We start from the raw sequence: 21891 nt of genomic DNA, 5'->3' as shown, positions 1-21891 counted from the left end.
TGTCGGCACTCGCCGACGCTGTGAGGATTATCGACCGACCGGACGCCGACGTGGTGCGAGATCGGAGAAATCGGACGCCCGAACAGTCCTCGTCACAGCGGCGGACTACCTCGGGATGGCCCCGGGACCGATTGCCCGGGCGCCCAGTCGCGCGACCCTGGCTCGCAACTCGCGGTCGGCGGTGACCACGATCCGGTCCCGGTGCGGGTCCGCCTCGGCGACGACGTCGACGATCGTGTCGTCGCCCACGGCGGATGCGTCGACGACCCGGACGTGTTCGCTCGCCTCGACACCGCGCGCCCGTCCCTCGACGACGAGCACCACCTCGAGCGGTCCCGGCAGTCCTTCGAGGCCGCCGACCGCGACGGACTCGAGTCGCGAACGCAACCTCTCGGCGGCTCCGCGACGGTCGCGCCACCACCCATCGGGCACCGATCCGACGACGTTGGCGCCGTCCACGATCAGCAGGGGTGGGTGTGCCGCGCGGGGGGATCGGTCACCGGACGGGTCGGACATGGAACCATCAGCCCACACCCGCGCGTCGAGGGCAAGCGCGTTCCGGTTGCGACCGTCAGATGTCGCCGTGACAGAAGCGGTTCGCGGGGTCCAGGGCAGCCTTGATCGCGTCGAGTCGTTGCCGGTGGTCGGCGCTGAACGCCTGGGCGGCGCGGGCCACCCGTTCGGTACCCGAGGTGAAGTTCGGATAGGCGGCGCCGGTGACGTACGGCGCCAGCTCGGTGCGGGTCACCCGCAGCGTCGACTCGACCGCAAGAGCGATGTGGGGGTCGGGCACCGCAGCAACCAGTTCGAGAAGGAATCGTCCCGCCCGGCCCCGGTCATTGGGTGCTTGCCGCGCCCCGCGCGCGATCGCCCCACCCGCGTGGCGGATCTCGCCGCACACGATGAGCGGCGCGGATGCGGGGGCCGGCCGGACCCGGCCGGCGACGATGTCGATGGCGGCGTCCGGGAGATCGTCGAACCACTCGGTGGTGACCATCACCGGCATCGGATCGGTCGGGTCCATGCTGACGGCGTCGATCGCGGCGAACGGCAGCACATCCCACGCGTCGACGATCGGCGCGCGCCACGCCCGCCACTCGTCGAGGACCGCGCGACCGGCGTCGAGATCTCCGGACCAGCATCCGCGCACGACCGCGAAGCTCCGGCCGCGCAACGGTGCCGGGACGTCGTCGGTGGGTGGCAGGTTGACGATCGCGACGGCGGACGTCAGCTCGTCGGACTGCGCCGGTGCCCAGTCCCGGAAGCGGCGGATGATCTCCTCGGCGTCGGCGACCGGGTAGAACAGGTTGCCCGCGTACACGGTCGACACGTCGACGAGCCTGATCTCCATGGACGTCACGACCCCGAAGCCGCCTGCGCCGGCACCCTTCAGCGCCCAGAAGATGTCCGGGTGGCTGGTGTCGGTGACCCGGATCGGTGTGCCGTCCGGGGTGACCAGGTCGACCGAGCGCACGGTGTCCGACGCGAGACCGAAGCGTCGGCCGAGCCAGCCGAAACCACCGCCCAGCGTGTAACCGACCGCGCCGACACCGCTCGCCGAACCCATCAGCGGCGCCAATCCGAACGGGGCGGCGGCGTCGACAACGGTCCGCCACGTGGCGCCGGCGCCCACGCGCGCGGTCCGGGTGATCGGGTCGACGCTCACCGAGGACAGTCGGGAGGTGTTGATCAGCAACCCGCCGTCAGCGACCCGCCCGGTGCCGTGGCCGGTGGCCTGCACCGCGACGCGCAGGTCCTCCTCGGTGGCGAACCGGACGGCTTCCACGACGTCGAAGTGATTGGCGGGAACGGCGATCACGGCGGGCCGATGCACGTCGAGCCGGTTGAATCCGGACCGTGCGTCGAGGTAGCCCGCGTCGCCGGGACCGTAGACGTCGCCGGCGATCCGGTCGCGGAGTTGCGCGAGCACCGAGGTGCGGGTGCGGACGGTCAGTCGCTCGGTGTGCTCGGGCGAGGAGGCGGGGGTTGCGGTCATCGGCAGGTCCTCGGTTGCGGCCGGAACGGTCCGGCGGGTTCGACGGTCTCCGGGCGGTGCCGGATTCCCGACCAGGGTCGCCGAGGGTCCTTGACAGCGACTTGAGACGGACTTGGTGCGCCTCAGGCGGGCGAGGTGAGTCCCCAGGTCGTCGACAGTGCGTCGATCCTCCGGACCAACCCCGCCGCCTCTTGCGCGAGTGCGGTGTCGCGCGCGGCGGACAGGGTCGCGGCCACCACCGAGGCCGGACGACCGTTGGCGTACTCGTAGCGTGCGCGGACGACGAGGCGGTGGGCGTCGGCGTACCGTTCGCCGGTCCGGTCGGCGACGTCGGCGGCCCGATCGAGGAGTGTCGCGGCGTCGGTGAGCTTGCCGGCGACCACGAGCACCTCGGCATGCAGACCGAGCCAGTAGCTCTCACCGGTACGCGGATGGTCCTCCATGGCGGGGTCCTCGGTCCCCAGCCGGTCGATGTGTTCGAGGGCGTCGTCGAGGTCGCCGGTCATGGCCCGCGCCCACCAGTACATGCGTTCGCCGCCGCGGCGGAGGTAGGCGAGCGCGGCGGCGCCGTCGGAGGTGATGGCCGGGCCGGCTTCCAGAACCCACTCCGCGTCACCGAGCATGGACGCCGCCCCGACCGCGAAGATCGCCATGCCGAGCTGCGACCGCGGATCCGGGTGCGCGTCGGTCATCGTCGCGAACACTGCTCGGCCGGCAGCGCTGCCGAGATGCACGGTCGCCGCCCAGGCGCGAAAGCCGCGGGCCATCGCGAGCTGGTCGTCGCGGAGACCCTCGACATCCACGTCGATCGGCGCGTAGGTCTCCAGGATGCGATGCGCCGCACCGAAGTTCCCCCGGTGGAACTCGTCGATGGCCGCGGCGTGCATGCCCAGGTGGGTGACGACCGGGTCGTCGGACCGTTCGGCGCGACGACGCAGATCGAGCGCGAGGCGGTGGCCGGTGTGCGTGTCCGCGATCTGGATGTGGGCCGCGCAGCGTGCGTAGTCGAGTGTCGCGAGCAGGCGCGTGTCGCCCAGAGTGGATGCGAGCGTCCGGGCACGGTCCTGGAGATCGGGGTCGGCGGCGAAGTAGCCGTGCGCCGCGACCTCGCCGGCCAGCTGTGTGGTGATCGCGACGAGCTCCGCCTGCTGGTCGCCGGTCGCCCGGGCCAGCGTCGCCGCATCTCCGAGATGCCGGCGCGCACCGTCGAAGTCGTAGGTGCGCAAGGCGATGTCGCCTGCGGTGAGAAGGGCGGTGGTGGTGCGTTTCCGGTCGGCCAGCGGACCGGCGGACCACAGATGCCGGGCGACCCTGGTCACCGCATGGGGTGAGGAGTTGCCGGCGAGCGCATCCGCGATCGCGAGATGCAGTCGCCGGGCGCGCATCGCGGCGATACCGTCGGCGATCGCCTCGCGGATGATGTCGTGGCTGAACCCGAAACCGAACGGGTCGTCGGGTCCGAGATCGATGACGCCCGCCTCGCCCGCGGGTTCGAGCAGGTCGAGCGCCTCGTCCACCGGCCGACTCGCGGCGGCCGCCACCAGGACGAGGTCCACGCGGGTGCCGATGAGCGACGCCAGTTCGAGGAGTTCCGTCGTCTCCGATGACAAACCGACCAACCGCTGGCGGATGACGTCACGGACACCGGAGGGGACCGCGCTGCCCGCGATGGACCCGCGATCGGCCAGGATGCGGGCGAGTTCCCGGACGAAGAACGCGTTGCCCCCGGTACGTCGCTCGATCGAGGCGACGGTGGCGACCTCCGGCCACTGGCGGGTCTCGCGCCGGATGAGTTCGGAGATGTCGTCGCCGTCGAGCGGGCCGACGCGGAGGCGCCGGTGCTCCGGAAGCCGGGCGAGCGTGGCCAGCGTGCCGGCGACGACCGGTCGGGTGGACGGCGCGCGCAGCGACGCGAAGAAGGTCACCCCGGCGGTCCGGCGCGCGGCCATGTGTGCGAACAGTTCCAGCGATGCACCATCGGCCCACTGCAGGTCGTCGAGCACGATGATGAGCTTCGACGTCGCGGCCACGCCGTCGAGGAGATCGGCTGCCTGGTCGTAGAACTGGAATCGTGCGGCGGCGTCGGGCATCTGCCGCGGCGGCGGGATCACGTTGACGCCTTCGGTCACCATCCGGCCGAGCGAGCTGTCGAGGAGTCGCTCCCGATCGGCCGGATCGAGTCGGGGCAGCACGGCACCGAGGATCTGGACCCACGGCCACATCGACGGGGCCGCCGGGTCGTCGACACAACGGCCCCACAGCACTCGGAGATCGGCGGCACCCGCGGCACGGCGGCCGGCTTCGTCGATCAGCGCGGTCTTGCCCGCGCCCGGCTCACCCTCGACCACGACGACGCCGCCGTGCCCCGACATCGAGGCGAGCACCGCTCGATGCAATGCGGCCAGTTCCTCGGTTCGACCCACGATCGACGGCGCCTCGTCGGGTTCGGGGTCGCGGACGTCAGGGTCGCGAGCGGGGCCCGCCGGGGTCGTCCGGCCGTATTCGGCGACGTCCGACACGGTCGTCGTGATGTCCGGACGGGCGGCGGTGGGGAGATCGAGATGCGGGGCGTGGTCGAGGATGTCGCTTTCGAGGGTCCGCAACCGAGGCCCGGGGTCGACGCCGATCTCGTCGGCCAGGACCCGGCGGGCGGTCGCGATCGCGCCGAGCGCGTCGGATTGGCGACCGAGACGGTAGAGCGCGGTCGCGAACAGGACCCACAGTCCCTCGTCGAGAGGTGAACGCTCGACCTCGCTCTCGAGTTCGGTGACGAGCAGACGGTGGTCGCCGTCGGCCATCCGTGCCTCGAACGACAACTCCCGGGCGGCCTGCAGCATGCGGTCGAGTTGGTCGGCGGCCTCGTCCCGGAAGGCCAAGCCCTCGAACTCCGGCAGCAGCGGGCGATAGTCGTCGAGCACCTGTGCCAGCAGCGGGGCGGCCGCCGCGGCCTCGCCCTGCTGCATCAGAGCGCGCGCGGCGACGACGCGGGTCGTCAACCGGCGCACGTCGACCTGCTCGCCGGTCACGGGGAGGCTGTATCCGGTGCCGTGGGTGAGGAGGACCGTGGAGGGAGTCCGTGGCCTGCGGTGTGGTTCGAGGGCCTTGCGCAGACCCGAGATGTAGGACTGGAGTGACACGTCCGCGCGCTCCGGTGGCGAATCGCCCCAGATGCCCTCGATCAGACTGTCGGCACGCACCGGCGCGCCCTCGGCAAGGATCAGCTGGGCGAGCGTCGCCCGCTGCTTGCGCGTGCCGAGTTCGACGGCATCGGAACCGATCTGGGCGCCGAGACCGCCCATGATCGTGTATGAGAGTTCGGGCATCAGCGTGAGTCTAGGTGCTGCCGGCGACCTTCCGGGCGAGTAGTGGCGAACGTGCCCGGCGATCCGGCCCCCGATCGCTCGGGAGATGTCGGCGGTCGGGAGTAGCTTGACAGCCATGACTCTCGCACCGGGCATGATCACCGTCGACGCGCTTGCACCGGCGCCGCTGGCGAACTGGTGGGCCGACCGGCTCGGCGGCCGCATCGTCGAGGACAACGACGGGTACTTCGTCGTCGTCGCGGTCGGGGAGGGCGTGCCGCTGTTCGCGTTCCAGAAGGTCGAGGACCCCACACCCGGGAAGAACCGCATCCACCTCGACCTGACGACCGACGATCTCGAGTCGGAGGTGGACCGACTCGTGGCCGCCGGAGCGACCCGGATCGCCGATCGTGAGATGCCCGGGTTCGCGTGGGTGACGCTCGCCGACCCCGACGGCAACCAGTTCTGTGTGTCGGCCAGGCACGACGCGGAGACGGCATCCTGACACGTCGCAGACTCCGCCGGGCGTACGCCGGACGGCGCTGATGGGTTTCACCCGAGCCGAACTGCTCGCCTTCCAGGACCGCACCGTCGACGACCTCGTGGGTGCGGACTGCAAGCTGCTGTTCGTCGGGATCAACCCGGGGCTGTGGACGGCGGCCACCGGAGCGCATTTCGCCCGCCCGGGCAACCGGTTCTACCCCGCGCTCGCCCGGGCCGGCATCGTCGACCACGTGATCGACGCCTCCCGGGGGATGTCCGACGCCGATCGGACCCTGCTGCTCGACCGCGGCGTGGGAATCACCAACGTCGTATCGCGGGCCACCGCGGCCGCCGCCGAACTGACCGTCGACGAGTTCCGCGACGGCGGACGCCGCCTGCGTGAGCGGGTCCGCGTGATCGGCCCCCGCGTCGTCGCGGTCGCCGGGATCACCGCTTATCGCAGCGCGTTCGGCCGCCGCGACGCGGTGGCGGGACGGCAGGACGAGACGTGGGACGGCGCGCAGTTGTGGGTGGTCCCGAACCCGAGCGGACTGAACGCCCACGAGACGGTGGACACCCTGGCCGCTGCCTACCGACGGGCCGCGGTCGCCGCCGGGGTCGTCGACGACCTCAGAAGTCCTCCGAGCTGACGACCCGACGCCGCACCGACAGCAGTTCCACCTCGGGATGACCCGCCGCCGACCGCTCGACCGCGTCGAGCACGTCGACGACATGTCCGCGGTCGGCGGCCACCGCACTGACCCCGATGACGGTCCGACGATGCACGTCCAGGTGACCGACTTCGGCGGCCGAGACCGTGTACCGCTTGCGGAGATCGGCGACGATCGGCCGTACCACCGACCGCTTCTGCTTGAGCGAGTGCACGTCGCCGAGCAGATAGTCGAACTCGCAGAACCCGATCCACATCAGTGATCGGTGCGGATCAGCGTCGCCACGTGGTCGGGTACGTACTTGGACAACGAACGCGGTGGACGGTGATAGTTGCCCGACTCGATCGGATGCTTGGGGAGGGTCACCTTGGGGCGCGGGACCTCCGTGTAGTCGATGGTCGACAACAGGTGCGAGATCATGTTCAGCCGCGCATGCTTCTTCACGTCGGATTCGACGACGTACCACGGACTCAGGGCGGTGTCGGTGTGGACCATCATCTCGTCCTTGGCGCGCGAGTACTCCTCCCACCGGTACACCGACTCGAGATCCATCGGACTCAATTTCCATTGCCGCACAGGGTCCTTCATGCGGGACCGGAACCGCTTGAGTTGCTCGTCGTCGGATACCGAGAACCAGTACTTGCGCAGCAGGATGCCGTCGTCGATGAGCATCTGCTCGAAGATCGGCGTCTGTCGCAGGAACCGTGAGTGCTCCTCGGGCGTGCAGAAGCCCATCACCTTCTCGACGCCCGCCCGGTTGTACCAAGACCGGTCGAACAGCACGATCTCACCGGGAGCCGGTAGGTGCGCGACATACCGCTGGTAATACCACTGCCCGCGTTCACGATCCGTCGGGGCGGGCAATGCGGCGACCCGCGCGATCCGTGGGCTGAGGTACTCGGTGATCCGTTTGATCGTTCCGCCCTTGCCCGCGGCGTCGCGCCCCTCGAAGACGACCACGACGCGAGTGCCGCTCTCGCGGACCCACTCCTGGAGCTTCACGAGCTCGGTCTGCAACCGGAACAGTTCCGCCTCGTAGACCTCGTTCCCGACCTTGGGCTGCTTCGCCTTGTCCTTCTTCGACATGAGCAGAAACACTACGGGGTGCGGACGGCCTCGCGCTCGGATTGCAGTTCGGCGACCGACGCGTCGATGCGGGCCCGGGAGAAGTCGTTGATCTCTAGACCCTCCACGATCTGCCACCGGCCGTCGACCGAACGCACCGGGAACGAGCAGACGAGTCCCTCGGGGATTCCGTAGACGCCGGGCGACGGCAGCGCCACCGACGTCCAGTCGTCCGGACGGGTGCCGAGAACCCAGTCGTGGACGTGGTCGATCGCGGCGTTCGCCGCCGAAGCGGCCGACGACGATCCACGGGCCTCGATGATCGCGGTGCCGCGCCGGGCGACGGTGGGGATGAAGTCGTCGACCAGCCAGTCACGGTCGGCGGCGATGTCGGAGCCGCTCCGATGGCCGACCCGCGCATGGAAGATGTCCGGGTACTGAGTCGCGGAGTGGTTGCCCCACACGGTGACCCGGCTGATCTCGGCGACGCCGGCGCCGGCGCGTCGGGCGAGCTGCGCGATCGCGCGGTTGTGATCCAGACGGGTCAGGGCCGTGAACCGTTCGGCCGGTACCTCGGGGGCGTGGGCGGCGGCCACCGAGGCGTTCGTGTTGGCGGGGTTGCCCACGACGATCACCCGGATGTCATCCGCGGCAACCTCGTTGATCACCGAGCCCTGGGCGGCGAAGATGTCGGAGTTGGCCGCCAGCAGATCGGCGCGCTCCATGCCCTTGGTGCGCGGTCGGGCCCCGATGAGCAGTCCGAAACTCGCGCCGTCGAACGCCTTGCGCGGATCATCGAGGACGTCCACCGACGTCAGGAGGGGAAAGGCCCCGTCGTCGAGTTCCATGGCGGTGCCCACCGCACCGGAGATCGCCTGCGGCAACTCCAGGAGCCGCAGTGCGACCGGCTGGTCGTGACCGAGCATCGCGCCGGCGGCGATGCGGAACACGCTCGCGTATCCGATGCTGCCGGCCGCGCCCGTGACGGTCACCGTCACGGGCATCCGTCGGGTCACGCGGGCTTCTCCGTGAGGAGGACCTGCGCAGCGGGCCCGACGAGGACGAGGGCGTGGCCCACCGAATACCAGGTGAGCGGTTCCTTCGTGAACTCGGTGACCCAGGCGTCGGCGTCGGCGCGCGGGCCGGGGCAGGCCATCATCGTCGAGGCGAGGGAGCCCAGGCGCAGCAGCGAGTTGTCGACGCGGAGGTCGCCGATGTGCCGGTTGCAGCCGGCCGACAGGGCGATCCGATTCGCGGCGGGGAAACTGACCTCCAGCGGCCCGCCACCGGGGATCTGCTCTCCGGTCACCGCCGTCGAGGTGTAGGTCTTGCCGACGAAGCCGGGAACCGGGGGAGCAGCGGATGCGGAGCCGGTGCCGACGATCGTCGTACCGAGGGCGACGATCACCGCGCTGAGCAGCAGCGCCATGCGTAAGCTGATGCGGTGTTCGCGGGCTGGGTGACGGTCGTGTGCGGATCGACGTCCCGATACGGGTTGACGTCTCTGCGCCGGTTGACGGCGTTCGCCGGAACTCACGTGCACAACGGTAGCCGACCGGACAGGGGTATGGATATGACGAATGTGGGTGCTCCATGGTCCCGGTGACCTGCCGGACCGAGTTCCTGACCGGTCGCCACCATCGTTCGGCGACCGCCGCCTGGCTCCTCATGGTCGCCGGCATGGTCGCGCTCGTGGCGCTCAACGTCGCCGGCGTCGACGGCCTGGTCACCTCGGCGGTGGTCGGCGGGGCGCTCGTGGCGTCGCTGCTCGGCGCGGCCTACGGGCGACTCGGCGAACGAGGTGCTGTCCTGCTGACCGTCGACGAGGACGCGGTCTACTTCGGCAACGAGGACCGCACGCTCGTCAGCTATCCGCTCGATTCGCTGGTCACGGTCGCGGTGGGCGGGCCGGCCGATGCCACCTCGGACATGACGGGCGAACGCGCCCGGCACCTGACGGTGCTCGGGCAGAAGTACCTCAAGCTGACCTTCGCGACACAGGACGGAAAGCCGGTCGCCGCCGAGGCGACCCGACGTGACCGCGAGAACGACGCCGACTCCGCATCGGAGACGGACTTCTGGCGGGTGGCAGTGGTCGAGGGGGACCCCGCGGTGGCGGAGATCCTGGCCCGGCTTCGGCGGCACGCTCCCGAACGGGTCGCCACCAAGAAGAAGGCTGCGACGCCGTCCGGGCCGAAGCCGGGCACTGAGGCGAGTGGTGCGGCGGACGACCCGGTCGACCTGACGCGGCCGCCGTCGGGCGGTCCACGGATCGCCGACGCGGGGTCCGACGAAGCGGCGCAACGGTTGTGGGAGGAAGCGGCGCGTCGCCACGACGAGGTCCTCGGCGCCTACGGCACCTATGAACTCGATCCCGCCATGCTGCTGCGGTACCCGGCCGTCACCGACGTGACCGTCGACCAGACACAGACCTTCCATCTCGCGCTCGACGAGGCGATGGCCCTGCGCACCGACGAGTACCCGGGGAACCGCTCGCGCGCGGACGCCTATCAGCAATCGGTCGCCAGGCTGCGGCGGGCCTGGATCGCCTGTGAGAAGAACGGCCGGCGGGTGGGCGCGAGCTACCTGGAGCAGAACGATCAGGACGACCTCGATCGCGCGCTCAAGCTGTACAACCACGCAGCCGCCAGCAGTACGCCTGCCGAACAGGCGACCTACTACGGTCGCGTCCGCGACATCGTCAGCACCATGACCGATCGCGGGGTGCTCCACCCACCCGAGGCGGCGGTCGCCGAACTGCAGGCGGTCACCCGGAGGGCGCTGGAAGCGGGGACCCCGAAGGTGTGAGGGTGGGAACGGCGGGCCGTCAGTACCGGCCTTCCTTGATGAAGCGTCCATCCAATGTGTAGACCGCCTCGGCGTTTTCGGTGTTGGCGATGTCCATCCGGATGACGAATTGCTGAGCCTCGTCGACGCGGTTGCGTTCGACCTCGACACCCACCGCATTCCGGTCATACTCCGGAACCGAGGCACGTCTCATCAAGTCGGCCCTGACTCGGTCGAACGTGTCCGCTGAGATGCTGTCGAAGCGGAAGCCCTCGCTTCGATAACGGCCCGCACTGGTGGTGGCGACCGGAAACTCGCCGGGTGCGACGGCGACTTCGCCGCCGCGGTCGCCGAGCCGGTACCGGACCAGGACCCCGCCCGAATTCTGGATGACGCTTGCCGTCACCGGGGAGACCCCGTCCGCGATCCCCTGGATGATGAACTCCTCGATGACGGGCGCGTTCAGGGGCACGCGCGCCGCCACCAATTCTCGCCGCGCCAGTTCGAAAGACTTGCCGAAGTCCGCGGGGTCGAAGAACTCGGCGACGGTGCCGTCGGGGGTCGCCTGGACGACGTAGTCGTCGACGACGCCCTCACCCGGTTCGATGGTGCCCTCGATCAGGACCGGGCCATCCGGTCCGCGCCGTTCGATCTCCACCTTCTCGAGTTCCGGTTCGGTGGAGTACGGCCGGACCGCCGCGGTCATCGGGTCAACCAGCGCGCCGAGGACGTTCGGGTCGATGGCCGCTGCGTCGAAGGTCTTGTTCGCCCGTTCGGTGTTGGGCACGATCGATGAATTCGAGTACCCGTCACCGATGTTGATGTTCGTCGCGCGGCCGGTGGCGGGATCGAAGACACGCGCGTAGGCGGAGGGAGAGTCGATCTGATAGCTGAGTGACAGGACGTTGCGCACACCCTGCGGGCCCACTTCTTCGGCGATCGCGTCGAGCATCCGGCGGTGCTGGTCGGCGAGACTCGTGGCGTCCTCCTTGTCCGACGACTCGTCGTCGGAACCGATCGCGGAGTCGAACCCCGAGAGCGACGGTCCCTCGACGTGCCACCCGCCGGCGACGCCGAACAGCAGTGCGCCGGCCACGAACAGGGTCACCGCCGGGTACGCGAGCGCCCAGCGCCCGGGCTGGTCGTCGAACTCGGGGGTGTCGGTCTGATCCCGCGGCGGAAGTGCGTCCGGCGGCAGGGTCGTGAACGGGGTGTCGGTCAGCGACTGGAAGTTGCCCTTGGTCATCGAGGTGATCCAGCGGGCCCGATACGCGGTGTCGTCCGGCGGGTTGATGGTCGCGGTGACCATCGTCGGCTGCACGTCGTCGGCCGTGAGGCTGCTGCGTGTGAGTGCCTCCACCTCGACCTGCGGGGCGTCGGGTGAGGTGGCTCGCCTGAATTCCGGCAGCTCCGACACCCGCGACGCGCGCGGACTGATCGCGATACCGGCGAACACCAGCGGGATCCCGAAGAACAGCGCCACCCACCAGTCGTTGAACGCACCGAGGCCCACACCCACCGCGATCAGTGAGCCGGCGACCACCGCCCGGACGAGGCGGCGTCGAACCCTGTTCCGGCGAGTCCTGGTCATGGGCCGTCCTTAGTCCTCGAGCCGAATCGGTGGACTGATCATAATGTCGGCGTCCTCGGTCGACCAGCGGCCGCGTACCGTTGTTGCTGACCTGGCCGCCGAGAGTGGGCGGGTCGCGACGCAAACCGGGAACGATCAGGAGAAATGTTTCGGTGGGAAAGCTGAGCAACAGCATGTGGCGACTTCTGGGCGCCCAGTCGACTCGCAATCAGTCGAAGTCGTTGGGAGTGATCAAGGACGCCGAAGCCCACACCGACTGGGCCGCCGACCTCGCCGACGACGCGTTCGGCGCGGAGGCCGAGAAACTCGACATCACCGAGAAGCCGGCCGACCGCGCGAAGTTCCTCGCCCTGGTCCGGGAGGCCGCCGACCGCGCCCTCGACCTGCGGCCCTTCGACGTCCAGTTGCAGGGTGCCCTGCGCCTCCTCGAGGGCGACATCGTCGAGATGGCCACCGGTGAGGGCAAGACGCTCGCCGGCGCGATCGCCGCGATCGGTCATGTGCTGCAGGGACATCAGGTCCACGTGATCTCGGTCAACGACTACCTGGCGACCCGCGACGCGGAGTGGATGAAACCGCTCTTCGAGGTCTTCGGCATCACCGTGCACGCGGTGTCGGAGAACTCCGACCGTGAGGAACGTCGCCGCGCGTACGACGCCGACGTCACCTACGGGTCGGTCAACGAGATCGGCTTCGACGTCCTGCGAGATCAGCTCGCGCTGTCCGAATCGGACCTCGTGTCGCCCACACCCGACGTCGCGATCATCGACGAGGCGGACTCGGTTCTCGTCGACGAGGCGCTGGTGCCGCTGGTCCTCGCCGGGTCGACCGAGACCGAGGTGCCCGACGAGGCGATCCACGACGTCGTTTCGCGGATGAAGAACAAGCACTACGAGGTCGACGCGGAGGGTCGCAACGTCACCCTCACCGACGAGGGTGCGGCGTTCGTCGAGGAAGAACTGGGCGGTATCAACCTCTACAGCGAGGAGCACGTCGGCACGACCCTCGTGCACGTCAGCATCGCGATGCACGCGCACTACCTCCTCGAGCGCGACATCCACTACATCGTGCGCGACGGCGGGGTGCACCTCATCAACGCCTCGCGCGGCCGGGTCGCCCAGCTGCAGCGCTGGCCCGACGGCGTGCAGGCCGCGGTCGAGCTCAAGGAGGGTCTCACCCAGACCGATTCGGGCGAGGTCATCGACACCATCACCGTCCAGGCGCTCGTCGGCCGCTACCCGAAGGTGTGCGGCATGACCGGCACCGCGCTCGCCGCGGGCGAGCAGTTCCGGCAGTTCTACGAACTGCGCGTCTCTCAGATCCCGCCGAACACCCCCAACGTCCGGACCGACCTGCCCGACCGGGTCTACGACACCAAGGCCAACAAGGTCGAGGCGATCGTGGCCTACGTCAAGGAGATCCACGAGACCGGACAGCCGGTCCTCATCGGCACCCACGACGTGGCCGAGTCCGAAGAACTCGCGTACTTCCTCGACAAGGCCGGGGTGCCGTCGGTCGTGCTGAACGCGAAGAACGACGCGGAAGAGGCCAAGATCATCGCCGAGGCCGGTGCGCGGGGGGCCGTGACCGTGTCGACCCAGATGGCCGGCCGCGGCACCGACATCCGCCTGGGCGGTTCCAAGGACGACGCGGACGCCCACGACGAGGTCATCGAACTCGGCGGGCTGTGCGTGGTCGGAACGGGCCGGCACGACACCGAGCGTCTCGACAGCCAGCTGCGCGGTCGCGCCGGCCGTCAGGGTGACCCCGGTACGTCGGTGTTCTTCTCGAGTCTCGAGGACCCGGTCGTCACCAAGAACCTCGCGTTCAAACGAGACCCGGTGTCGCCCAACGAAGACGGTTCGATGGGCAGCAAGGGCATCGATCTCATCGAGCAGGCCCAGCGGATCGCCGAGGGCGTGATGCTCGAACTCCACGCGAACACCTGGCGCTACAACAAGCTGGTCAACCAGCAGCGCGACATCATCGTCGAACGCCGGATGCAGATCCTCACCACCGACGTCGCACTCGACGAGCTCGCGGATCTGGAACCGGAACGCTATGCGCAGCTGACCAGCGAGACGACGACCGACACGGCCGACAGCGACAAGTCCGACAGCGACAAGTCCGACGCCGACCCCGGCACGACGGAGCCCGACACGACCGAGCCCGACCCGACGAAGGCCGACCCGACGAAGGCCGGCACCGCCCGGGCGGTGTCACCGGTCTCCCGGGAGGTGCTGACGCAGGTCGCTCGCGAGATCGTGCTCTACCATCTGGACCGCGCCTGGGCCGACCATCTCGCGTTCGTCTCCGACGTGCGCGCGAGCATCCACCTGCGGTCGCTGGGCAAGGAGAGCCCGCTCGACGAATTCCATCGGCTGATCCTCGCCGAGTTCGCCGACCTCCCCGGCACGGCGCTCACGAAGGCGCGTGAGACGTTCCGGGAGGCCGACATCACCCCCGACGGCGTCGACCTCGGCTCCGCCGATCTGCACCGCTCGACGACCACGTGGACCTACATGGTCCACGACAATCTGTTCTCCTCGGGCGGAGCGAAAACACTGCAGGGCATCATCGGGATCTTCCGGTGACCGAGCCGGAGGCGGCGACCACGCCGGCTCCGGACCGGATCGTCACGGTTCCGAACGCGCTGAGTGTGCTTCGGCTCGCACTCATCCCGGTGTTCGTGTGGCTGCTGCTCGTCGAGAAGGCGGACGGGTGGGCCTTCGCCGTGCTGATGTTCTCCGGCTTCTCCGACTGGGCCGACGGGAAGATCGCGCGTCTGCTCGATCAGTCGTCGCGGATCGGCGCGCTGCTGGATCCGGCCGCCGACCGGCTCTACATCGTGATCATCCCGATCGCGTTCGGCATCCGGGAGTTCTTGCCGTGGTGGCTGATCGGTGTGATCATCGCGCGGGACGTCCTGCTGTTCGCGTCGGCGCCGCTGCTGCGGTCGCGCGGGGTGCTGGCGCTCCCGGTGCTCTACATCGGCAAGGCCGGGACGTTCGCGCTCATGAGTGCCTTCCCGTGGCTTCTTGCCGGACAACTCGATTCGATCGTGGGAACCATCGCTTACCCGATCGGTTGGGCTTTCATGATCTGGGGTGTCGGACTGTATCTGTGGTCCTTCGTCCTGTACTGGTATCAGACGATCCTGGTGGTGCGGCTCATGCCGCCGCGTCACCCGGCAGGCGCCTCGGCAGACAGCAGGGTCTGACCGAGAACGAAAGGGGTTCGCGTGACCGACAGCAAAGTGCCAGAGACCTTGCGCTACACCGCGGAGCACGAGTGGATCGAGCGACTCGGGCCGACCACGGTGCGCGTCGGGATCACCGACTACGCGCAGGACGCCCTCGGCGACGTGGTGTTCGTGCAGTTGCCGGAGAGCGGTGCCGAGGTGACGGTCGGGGAGTCGTTCGCCGAGGTCGAGTCGACCAAGAGCGTGTCGGACATCTTCGGTCCCCTCGCCGGCACGGTGTCGGCGGTCAACGACGCGCTCGACGCATCGCCGGAACTGGTCAACTCCGATCCGTACGGGGAGGGCTGGCTGGTCGAGATCGAAGCCGCCGACGAGGCGATCCTCGACGAACACCTGGGTGAGGTACTCGACGCCGCGGGCTACCGCGCCGTCATCGAGGGGTGAGTTCCCGACGGCCGTGAGCGGCCGGTGACCCGATCGGCCCGGCTGACGGCTCTCGGAACGATATGATCGTCGTTGCCGGAGTCGACTCGCCCGCCGGTGCGATCGGCATGACCGGTACGGTTACGGCAGTGGGAACGAGGCGCGGCGTGACACCGATGCTCACGATCTCGTGCCGAGAACTACCCGGCCGCACAAGTCATGTAGATTCGACCGGCCGTCGCGGTGACATCGGGCGGGCATCGTCCCGGGCTGTTCCGACGGTTCCGAGGACGCGGTTGACGACTATGCGGTTGGCACTGACGACGACGAAGGAGAAGTGGTGAGCGAAAACGACAGGGACTTCGAGGCGCCGGTGGAGACCACATCGGTGTTCCGGGAGGAGTTCATCAACGAACTCGACGCCGGGACCAGCACCTCGGGTGAGCCGGCCGACACGGGGGTCGAGCGACTCGCTCCCGGGACCGCGCTGCTTGTCGTGAAGCGAGGACCCAACGCAGGGTCGCGGTTCCTCCTCGATCAGCCGACCACCTCGGCCGGTCGACACCCCGACAGCGACATCTTCCTCGACGACGTGACCGTGAGTCGTCGTCACGCCGAGTTCCGTCTCGGCGACAACGAGTTTCAGGTCGTCGACGTGGGCAGCCTGAACGGCACCTACGTCAACCGGGAACCGGTCGACACCGCGTCCCTGAGCAACGGCGACGAGGTCCAGATCGGCAAGTTCCGCCTGGTCTTCCTCAGCGGTCCCCGCGACGAAGCAGACGCCTGACACCCGTGACGGCGTCCACGGCCCCCCGCGGCGAAGGATCGATGTCGATCGGCACGGTCCTCGCCCAGTTGCGTGATGACTTCCCCGACATCACGATCTCGAAGATCCGATTCCTGGAGTCGGAGGGTCTGGTGACCCCGGAACGGGCACCGTCGGGGTATCGGCGGTTCAGCCAGGCCGACTGCGATCGGTTGCGGTTCGTGCTGACCGCCCAGCGGGATCGCTATCTCCCGCTCAAGGTGATCAAGGAACAACTCGACGCGATCGACAACGGGAACGGCGGCTTCGGTCCCGGCGGGACGCGGGTGCTCTCCGCGGCCCGGGGGACCGTGGCGCCGGCCACCGATTTCGGTGCTCGAGCCGGGCGTGTGTCGCGCGAGACGCTGATCGAACGCACCGGGGTCGACTCGGCGTTCGTCACCGAGTTGCAGCGCAACGGTCTGCTGATCGCCGGCCCGGCCGGCTTCTTCGACGAGGACGCGGTGCGTCTCGTCGAGGCGGCGGCCGCATTGGCCAGCTACGGCCTCGAGACCCGCCATCTGCGGGCCTTCAAGGTCTCCGCGGATCGGGAGGCGGGTCTGGTCGCCCAGATCGCCGGCCCGATCGCGAAGGGCAAGGGCACGGGTGCGCGGGATCGCGCCGAGGAACTCGTACGCGAGATCGCCGCGCTGTCGGTGACGCTGCACACGCAATTGGTCAAGGCTGCGGTCAAGGGCGCGCTGGACTGAATTCCCGGCGCGCCGTCGGCCTCCGGTGCGCGTCGTCGCACCGGACTGAACAGCAACGACCGTCGGAAGACCGCCGCGAGTCGGCCGCCGCTGTTCACTCAGTCGGTGTAGCGTCGAGGTCACTGAATCGAGCGCCGTACAAGGCGTCTGGGAGGTGCGAGATGAGCGAGATGCGTGTGGTGGGCATCAGGGTCGAACCCCCGCAGAGCCAGCCGGTGTTGTTGCTGCGTGAGGTCGACGGCGAACGCTACCTGCCGATCTGGATCGGCCAGAGCGAAGCGGCGTCGATTGCATTGCGACAGAAGGGGATCGAGCCTCCCCGCCCTCTCACACACGACCTGATCGTCAATCTGATCAAAGAGTTCGGGCAGACCCTGCTCGAGGTCCGGATCGTGGACATGCAAGAGGGCACCTTCTATGCCGAGATGATCTTCACCGGCGATCTGCGTGTGTCGGCGCGGCCCTCGGATTCGATCGCGGTCGCCATGCGCGCCGAGGTCCCGATCATCGCCGACGAAGAGGTGCTCGCCGAGGCCGGCCTGCTCATCCCGGACGAGGACTCGGACGAGGCGCCCGAGGCGCAGGCCGACGAGGTCAAAGAGGACGAGGTCGAGAAGTTCAAGGAGTTCCTCGACAACGTCTCACCCGACGACTTCAAGGCGAGTGGGGCCTGAGCGGTCCGTTCCGAGGTCGGGGCAGGCGGGCCGGCTCCGCAGCCGAAAGCCAGATCACAGAATCGACACCGGCCGGTCACCGATTGTCTCGATCTCAAGTTGAGGTTCAGTGTCGTGGCGAGTCGCGTTGATCCCCGGTCATCCGCCGCATAGCGTCATCAGCGACATCGAGCACCGGACACGGGCCGATGAAGATGATCGGCCGACCGGAAACAGCCTGGACCGCGTACTGTGGACGTGGACGTCAGGCACCGTGGTGCGGCGTCCGATCCGAGCTTTGCGAGGGAGTCAGAAGTGGGCGATCGTCCGGTCGACAACGAAACGACGTCGAGCGACCAGTCACCCGATCGTCCGGTGGCCGAGCGTGTAGACGCCGTCCCGACCCAGGGCAGTCTCGGAGACATCGCCCCGGGCCTGTTCCCGGACGACACCGTGCCCGACGAGCTCGTCGGCTACCGCGTGCCGAGCGCGTGCCAGATCGCCGGGATCACCTATCGTCAGCTCGACTACTGGGCCCGTACGTCGTTGGTCGTCCCGTCGATCCGCGGAGCCGCGGGATCCGGCAGCCAGCGCCTGTACTCGTTCAAGGACATCCTCGTCCTCAAGATCGTCAAGCGTCTGCTGGACACCGGCATCTCGCTGCAGAACATCAGAGTCGCCGTCGACCACCTGCGCCAGCGCGGTGTCGAGGACCTCGCCAAGATCACCCTCTTCTCGGACGGCACGACGGTGTACGAGTGCACGTCGGCCGAAGAGGTCGTTGACCTGCTCCAAGGCGGGCAGGGAGTGTTCGGGATCGCGGTCAGCGGCGCCATGCGTGAACTGACCGGCACCATCGCGGATTTCCCCGGCGAACGGGCCGACGGCGGTGTCAGCGAAACCGCGCCCGAGGACGAACTCGCGGCGCGCCGCAAGAACCGCGCCCGTCGCACCGGCTAGTCCGCGTTCCGCGTAGACTGGCCCCGCGTCGCTACGCTGCGGGAGAGCGCCGACGGCAGAGATGCCGGCGGCCGCCGAAGGAGCAACACCTCTCCGTCAAACTCTCAGGCACCCAGGACCGCGGTGGTGACGACGTCTCTGGAAAGTGACGATCCGTCGTCCGCCCACGGTGAAAGGTCGTCGCGCAGCGCTGCGGGGCACCGAATCTCTCAGGCGTCACATCGGCTGCCGCCGACGACATGACAGAGGGGGAGGGCCAGCAGCCGGTGCGCGCACCGGCGCCTGCGAGAGGTGCCCTCCACCTGTGTCCACCACCGATGCGACCCCGTCCGACACCCCGGACCCGTCCACAGCCCCCGCCCCCGGGGTCTCGGCCGCCTTCGTCGACCGTCATGTAGGTCCGGACGCCGACGAGACCCGGCGCATGCTCGAAGCGATCGGCGCGACCTCACTCGACGACCTCGCCCACCGCGTCATCCCGGCGGTCATCGCCGACGAACTCGACTCCGACGTACTCGGCGCACTACCCGAGCCCCTCAGCGAGAGTGCGGTTCTCGCTCAGCTCGGCGACCTGGCCGCACGCAACACCGTCGCTCGGTCGATGATCGGGCTCGGCTACTACGGCACCCACACGCCCGGCGTCATCCTCCGCAACGTGCTCGAGAATCCGGCCTGGTACACCGCGTACACGCCCTATCAGCCCGAGATCAGCCAGGGACGTCTCGAGGCGCTGCTCAACTTCCAGACCATGGTCGCCGACCTCACCGGGATGGAGGTGGCCAACGCCTCGATGCTCGACGAGGCCACCGCGGCTGCCGAGGCGATGACGCTGATGCGCCGTGCGGGCAAGTCGAAGTCTCCGCGCGTGGTCGTCGACGCCGACCTCTTTCCGCAGACGCGTGCGGTGCTCGACACGCGCGCCGAGCCGCTGGGCATCGAGATCGTCGAGGCGTCACTGCATCCCGAGCTCCCCGGATGCGGACTTCCCGACGGCGAGTTCTACGGCGTGATCCTCCAGGTACCGGGTGCGTCGGGTCGCATCGTCGACGCCACCGCGATCATCGACGCGGCGCACGACCGCGGCGCACTCGTCGCGGCCGGTGCCGACCTCCTGGCGATGACCCTGCTGACACCGCCCGGCGAGCAGGGCGCCGACGTCTGTTTCGGCACGACGCAGCGCTTCGGCGTGCCGATGGGCTTCGGCGGGCCGCACGCCGGATACCTCGCCGTGGGCTCGAAGCACGCCCGGCAACTCCCGGGCCGTCTGGTCGGGATCTCCAAGGACGCCGACGGCAACCTGGCCTACCGGCTCGCGCTGCAGACCCGCGAACAGCACATCCGCCGCGAGAAGGCCACGAGCAACATCTGCACCGCGCAGGTACTCCTGGCGGTGATGGCCGCCATGTTCGCCTCCTACCACGGCGCCGAGGGGCTGCGCGCCATCGCGCGCCGCACCCATGCCGCGGCGGCCCGGCTGGCCGACTCGCTCGCGGCCGGCGGATTCTCGGTCGCGCACGCGAACTTCTTCGACACCATCGAGGTGCACGCCCCGGGTCAGGCCGATACCGTCGTTGCCCGGGCTCGCCAGGAGGGTGTCAACCTGCGCCGGGTCGACGCCGACACCATCGGCATCGCCTGCGATGAGACCACGGTCGATGCCGACCTCGATGCGGTGTTGCGTGCCTTCGACGTCGCCGGCGTCACGCCGCGTGCGTTCACGCAGCCGATCGAGAACCGCACCAGCGAGTTCCTCACCCACCCGGCGTTCAACCGGTACCGCACCGAGACCGCGATGCTGCGGTACCTGCGAGCCCTGTCGGACAAGGACATCGCGCTCGACCGCAGCATGATCCCGCTCGGGTCGTGCACGATGAAGCTCAACGCCACCACCGAGATGGAACCCATCACCTGGCCCGGCTTCGCGCAGCTGCACCCGTTCGCTCCGGCCGACGACACCGCGGGGATCCGAGAGCTCATCGCCACCCTCGAGAACTGGCTCGTGGCGGTCACCGGATACGACCGCGTCAGCCTGCAACCGAACGCGGGGTCGCAGGGAGAGTTCGCCGGCCTGCTGGCGATCCGGGGATACCACCTCAGCCGCGGCGACGGCGACCGCGATGTCTGCCTGATCCCGTCGAGCGCCCACGGCACCAATGCCGCCTCGGCGGTCATGGCGGGAATGCGCGTCGTGGTGGTCGGGTGCCGAGACAACGGCGACGTCGACCTCGACGATCTGCGCGCGAAGATCGACGCCAACGAGGGTCGCATCGCGGCGATCATGATCACGTACCCGTCCACGCACGGGGTCTTCGAGCACGACGTGCGCGAGGTCTGCGGCGCCGTCCACGACGCCGGCGGACAGGTCTACGTCGACGGCGCCAACCTCAATGCGCTGGTCGGCGTGGCACGACCAGGGCATTTCGGTGGCGACGTCAGTCACCTGAACCTGCACAAGACCTTCTGCATCCCGCACGGCGGCGGCGGACCGGGCGTCGGACCGGTCGCGGTCCGGGAGCACCTCGCCCCGTTCCTGCCGGGACACCCGCTCGCCGACGAGCTGCCAGGCTCGGCGACCATCGCCGCCGCACCGTACGGCTCGGCGGCGATCCTGCCGATCACCTACGCCTACATCGCGATGATGGGGGCAGACGGGTTGCGCCGGGCGACGCTGACGGCCATCACCGCTGCCAACTACGTCGCCAAGCGGCTCGGTGAGCACTACCCGGTGCTCTACACCGGCGAGGAGGGCTTCGTCGCCCACGAGTGCATCCTGGATCTGCGGGCCATCACCAAGGCGACCGGCGTCACCGTCGACGACGTCGCAAAACGGCTCGCCGACTACGGTTTCCACGCCCCGACCATGAGCTTCCCGGTTGCGGGCACCCTGATGGTCGAGCCCACCGAGAGCGAGAACCTCGACGAGATCGACGCCTTCTGCGACGCGATGATCGCGATCCGCGGCGAGATCGAACTCGTCGGACGAGGGGAGTGGCCCGCCGAGGACAACCCGCTCCGCGGTGCGCCGCACACCGCCGAGTCGCTGGTCGGTGAGTGGGAACATCCGTACTCGCGCGAACTCGCCGTCTACCCGCAGGGGCTGCCGTCCGCGGGTGGCCGGGCGAAGGTGTGGCCGGCCGTCCGGCGGATCGACGGGGTGTACGGCGATCGCAACCTGGTGTGCAGCTGCCCGCCCATCGAGGCCTACAGCAGCTGACCCGACGCTCGGGAAGCTCCTCGCCT

19 protein-coding genes and 1 riboswitch are annotated in these 21891 nt (G+C 69.1%); of the genes, 11 read left to right on the top strand and 8 right to left on the bottom strand.

Annotation, left to right across the window (positions count from 1 at the left end):
- Window positions 1-105 precede the first annotated feature (105 nt).
- The 3 genes from BCM27_RS14125 to BCM27_RS14115 form a co-directional block, all read right to left on the bottom strand.
- Window positions 106-516, bottom strand: coding sequence for a PIN domain-containing protein (locus tag BCM27_RS14125; protein ID WP_004022179.1), 411 nt, complete (start codon window positions 514-516; stop codon window positions 106-108).
- 55 nt (window positions 517-571) lie between these two features.
- Window positions 572-1996, bottom strand: a complete 1425-nt coding sequence (locus BCM27_RS14120) for an FAD-binding oxidoreductase (RefSeq protein ID WP_004022178.1) — start codon at window positions 1994-1996, stop codon at window positions 572-574.
- Window positions 1997-2118: 122 nt separating this feature from the next.
- Complete coding sequence (locus BCM27_RS14115; protein WP_004022177.1) at window positions 2119-5319, bottom strand: ATP-binding protein; 3201 nt, start codon at window positions 5317-5319, stop codon at window positions 2119-2121.
- Between the two features lie 115 nt (window positions 5320-5434).
- Between BCM27_RS14115 and BCM27_RS14110 the strand changes: the two genes are divergently transcribed.
- Both BCM27_RS14110 and BCM27_RS14105 read left to right on the top strand, forming a co-directional pair.
- Window positions 5435-5803, top strand: coding sequence for a VOC family protein (locus BCM27_RS14110; protein WP_004022176.1), 369 nt, complete (start codon window positions 5435-5437; stop codon window positions 5801-5803).
- Window positions 5804-5843: 40 nt separating this feature from the next.
- On the top strand, window positions 5844-6431 hold the full coding sequence (locus tag BCM27_RS14105; RefSeq protein ID WP_004022175.1) for a mismatch-specific DNA-glycosylase: 588 nt from the start codon (window positions 5844-5846) through the stop codon (window positions 6429-6431).
- On the opposite strand, the gene BCM27_RS14100 is transcribed toward BCM27_RS14105, so the two are convergent.
- From BCM27_RS14100 to BCM27_RS14085, 4 genes are read right to left on the bottom strand one after another with little or no spacing between them, the layout of a single operon-like run.
- Window positions 6412-6708, bottom strand: a complete 297-nt coding sequence (locus BCM27_RS14100) for a DUF503 domain-containing protein (protein WP_004022174.1) — start codon at window positions 6706-6708, stop codon at window positions 6412-6414. The genes BCM27_RS14105 and BCM27_RS14100 overlap by 20 nt on opposite strands.
- Entirely contained in the window at window positions 6708-7538 is an 831-nt protein-coding gene (gene ppk2 / locus BCM27_RS14095) for a polyphosphate kinase 2 (RefSeq protein ID WP_033204948.1), read from the bottom strand. Before ppk2 ends, BCM27_RS14100 begins: the two co-directional genes overlap by 1 nt.
- An 11-nt stretch (window positions 7539-7549) precedes the next feature.
- Window positions 7550-8521 (bottom strand): malate dehydrogenase, encoded by a 972-nt coding sequence (locus tag BCM27_RS14090; RefSeq protein WP_172622102.1) that lies wholly within the window; start codon window positions 8519-8521, stop codon window positions 7550-7552.
- 8 nt (window positions 8522-8529) lie between these two features.
- Window positions 8530-8946, bottom strand: a complete 417-nt coding sequence (locus BCM27_RS14085; RefSeq protein ID WP_004022171.1) for an META domain-containing protein — start codon at window positions 8944-8946, stop codon at window positions 8530-8532.
- A gap of 164 nt (window positions 8947-9110) precedes the next feature.
- On the opposite strand from BCM27_RS14085, the gene BCM27_RS14080 reads away from it, so the two are divergent.
- The gene (locus BCM27_RS14080) at window positions 9111-10325 is read left to right on the top strand and encodes a hypothetical protein (protein WP_004022170.1); all 1215 of its coding nucleotides are present in this window, start codon (window positions 9111-9113) and stop codon (window positions 10323-10325) included.
- 19 nt (window positions 10326-10344) lie between these two features.
- On the opposite strand, the gene BCM27_RS14075 is transcribed toward BCM27_RS14080, so the two are convergent.
- Window positions 10345-11895, bottom strand: coding sequence for a hypothetical protein (locus tag BCM27_RS14075; RefSeq protein ID WP_004022169.1), 1551 nt, complete (start codon window positions 11893-11895; stop codon window positions 10345-10347).
- Window positions 11896-12047: 152 nt separating this feature from the next.
- On the opposite strand from BCM27_RS14075, the gene secA2 reads away from it, so the two are divergent.
- From secA2 to gcvP, 8 genes are all read left to right on the top strand, one after another.
- On the top strand, window positions 12048-14489 hold the full coding sequence (secA2, locus tag BCM27_RS14070) for an accessory Sec system translocase SecA2 (RefSeq protein WP_004022168.1): 2442 nt from the start codon (window positions 12048-12050) through the stop codon (window positions 14487-14489).
- Window positions 14486-15115 (top strand): CDP-alcohol phosphatidyltransferase family protein, encoded by a 630-nt coding sequence (locus tag BCM27_RS14065; RefSeq protein ID WP_004022167.1) that lies wholly within the window; start codon window positions 14486-14488, stop codon window positions 15113-15115. Before secA2 ends, BCM27_RS14065 begins: the two co-directional genes overlap by 4 nt.
- A 21-nt stretch (window positions 15116-15136) precedes the next feature.
- On the top strand, window positions 15137-15541 hold the full coding sequence (gcvH, locus tag BCM27_RS14060) for a glycine cleavage system protein GcvH (RefSeq protein WP_004022166.1): 405 nt from the start codon (window positions 15137-15139) through the stop codon (window positions 15539-15541).
- 316 nt (window positions 15542-15857) lie between these two features.
- Entirely contained in the window at window positions 15858-16310 is a 453-nt protein-coding gene (gene garA / locus BCM27_RS14055; protein ID WP_004022165.1) for a glycogen accumulation regulator GarA, read from the top strand.
- A gap of 5 nt (window positions 16311-16315) precedes the next feature.
- Window positions 16316-17038: a transcriptional regulator FtsR gene (gene ftsR, locus BCM27_RS14050; protein WP_435529114.1), complete on the top strand. Its 723-nt coding sequence runs from the start codon at window positions 16316-16318 to the stop codon at window positions 17036-17038.
- Window positions 17039-17199: 161 nt separating this feature from the next.
- Window positions 17200-17712: a bifunctional nuclease family protein gene (locus BCM27_RS14045; protein ID WP_004022163.1), complete on the top strand. Its 513-nt coding sequence runs from the start codon at window positions 17200-17202 to the stop codon at window positions 17710-17712.
- A gap of 294 nt (window positions 17713-18006) precedes the next feature.
- Window positions 18007-18651 carry a MerR family transcriptional regulator gene (locus tag BCM27_RS14040; RefSeq protein WP_004022162.1) on the top strand — a complete coding sequence of 215 codons (645 nt, stop codon included), beginning with the start codon at window positions 18007-18009 and terminating at the stop codon, window positions 18649-18651.
- A gap of 29 nt (window positions 18652-18680) precedes the next feature.
- Window positions 18681-18782: riboswitch (glycine riboswitch) on the top strand.
- Between the two features lie 173 nt (window positions 18783-18955).
- A complete protein-coding gene (gene gcvP, locus BCM27_RS14035) occupies window positions 18956-21865 on the top strand; it encodes an aminomethyl-transferring glycine dehydrogenase (RefSeq protein WP_004022161.1) in 2910 nt (969 codons plus the stop codon).
- Window positions 21866-21891: the final 26 nt, after the last annotated feature.

The sequence above is a fragment of the Gordonia terrae genome, assembly GCF_001698225.1.
Classification (GTDB): Bacteria; Actinomycetota; Actinomycetes; order Mycobacteriales; family Mycobacteriaceae; genus Gordonia; species Gordonia terrae.
The sequence above is the reverse complement of the archived record's forward strand: the minus strand, read 5'-3'. Positions and strand labels throughout refer to the sequence as shown.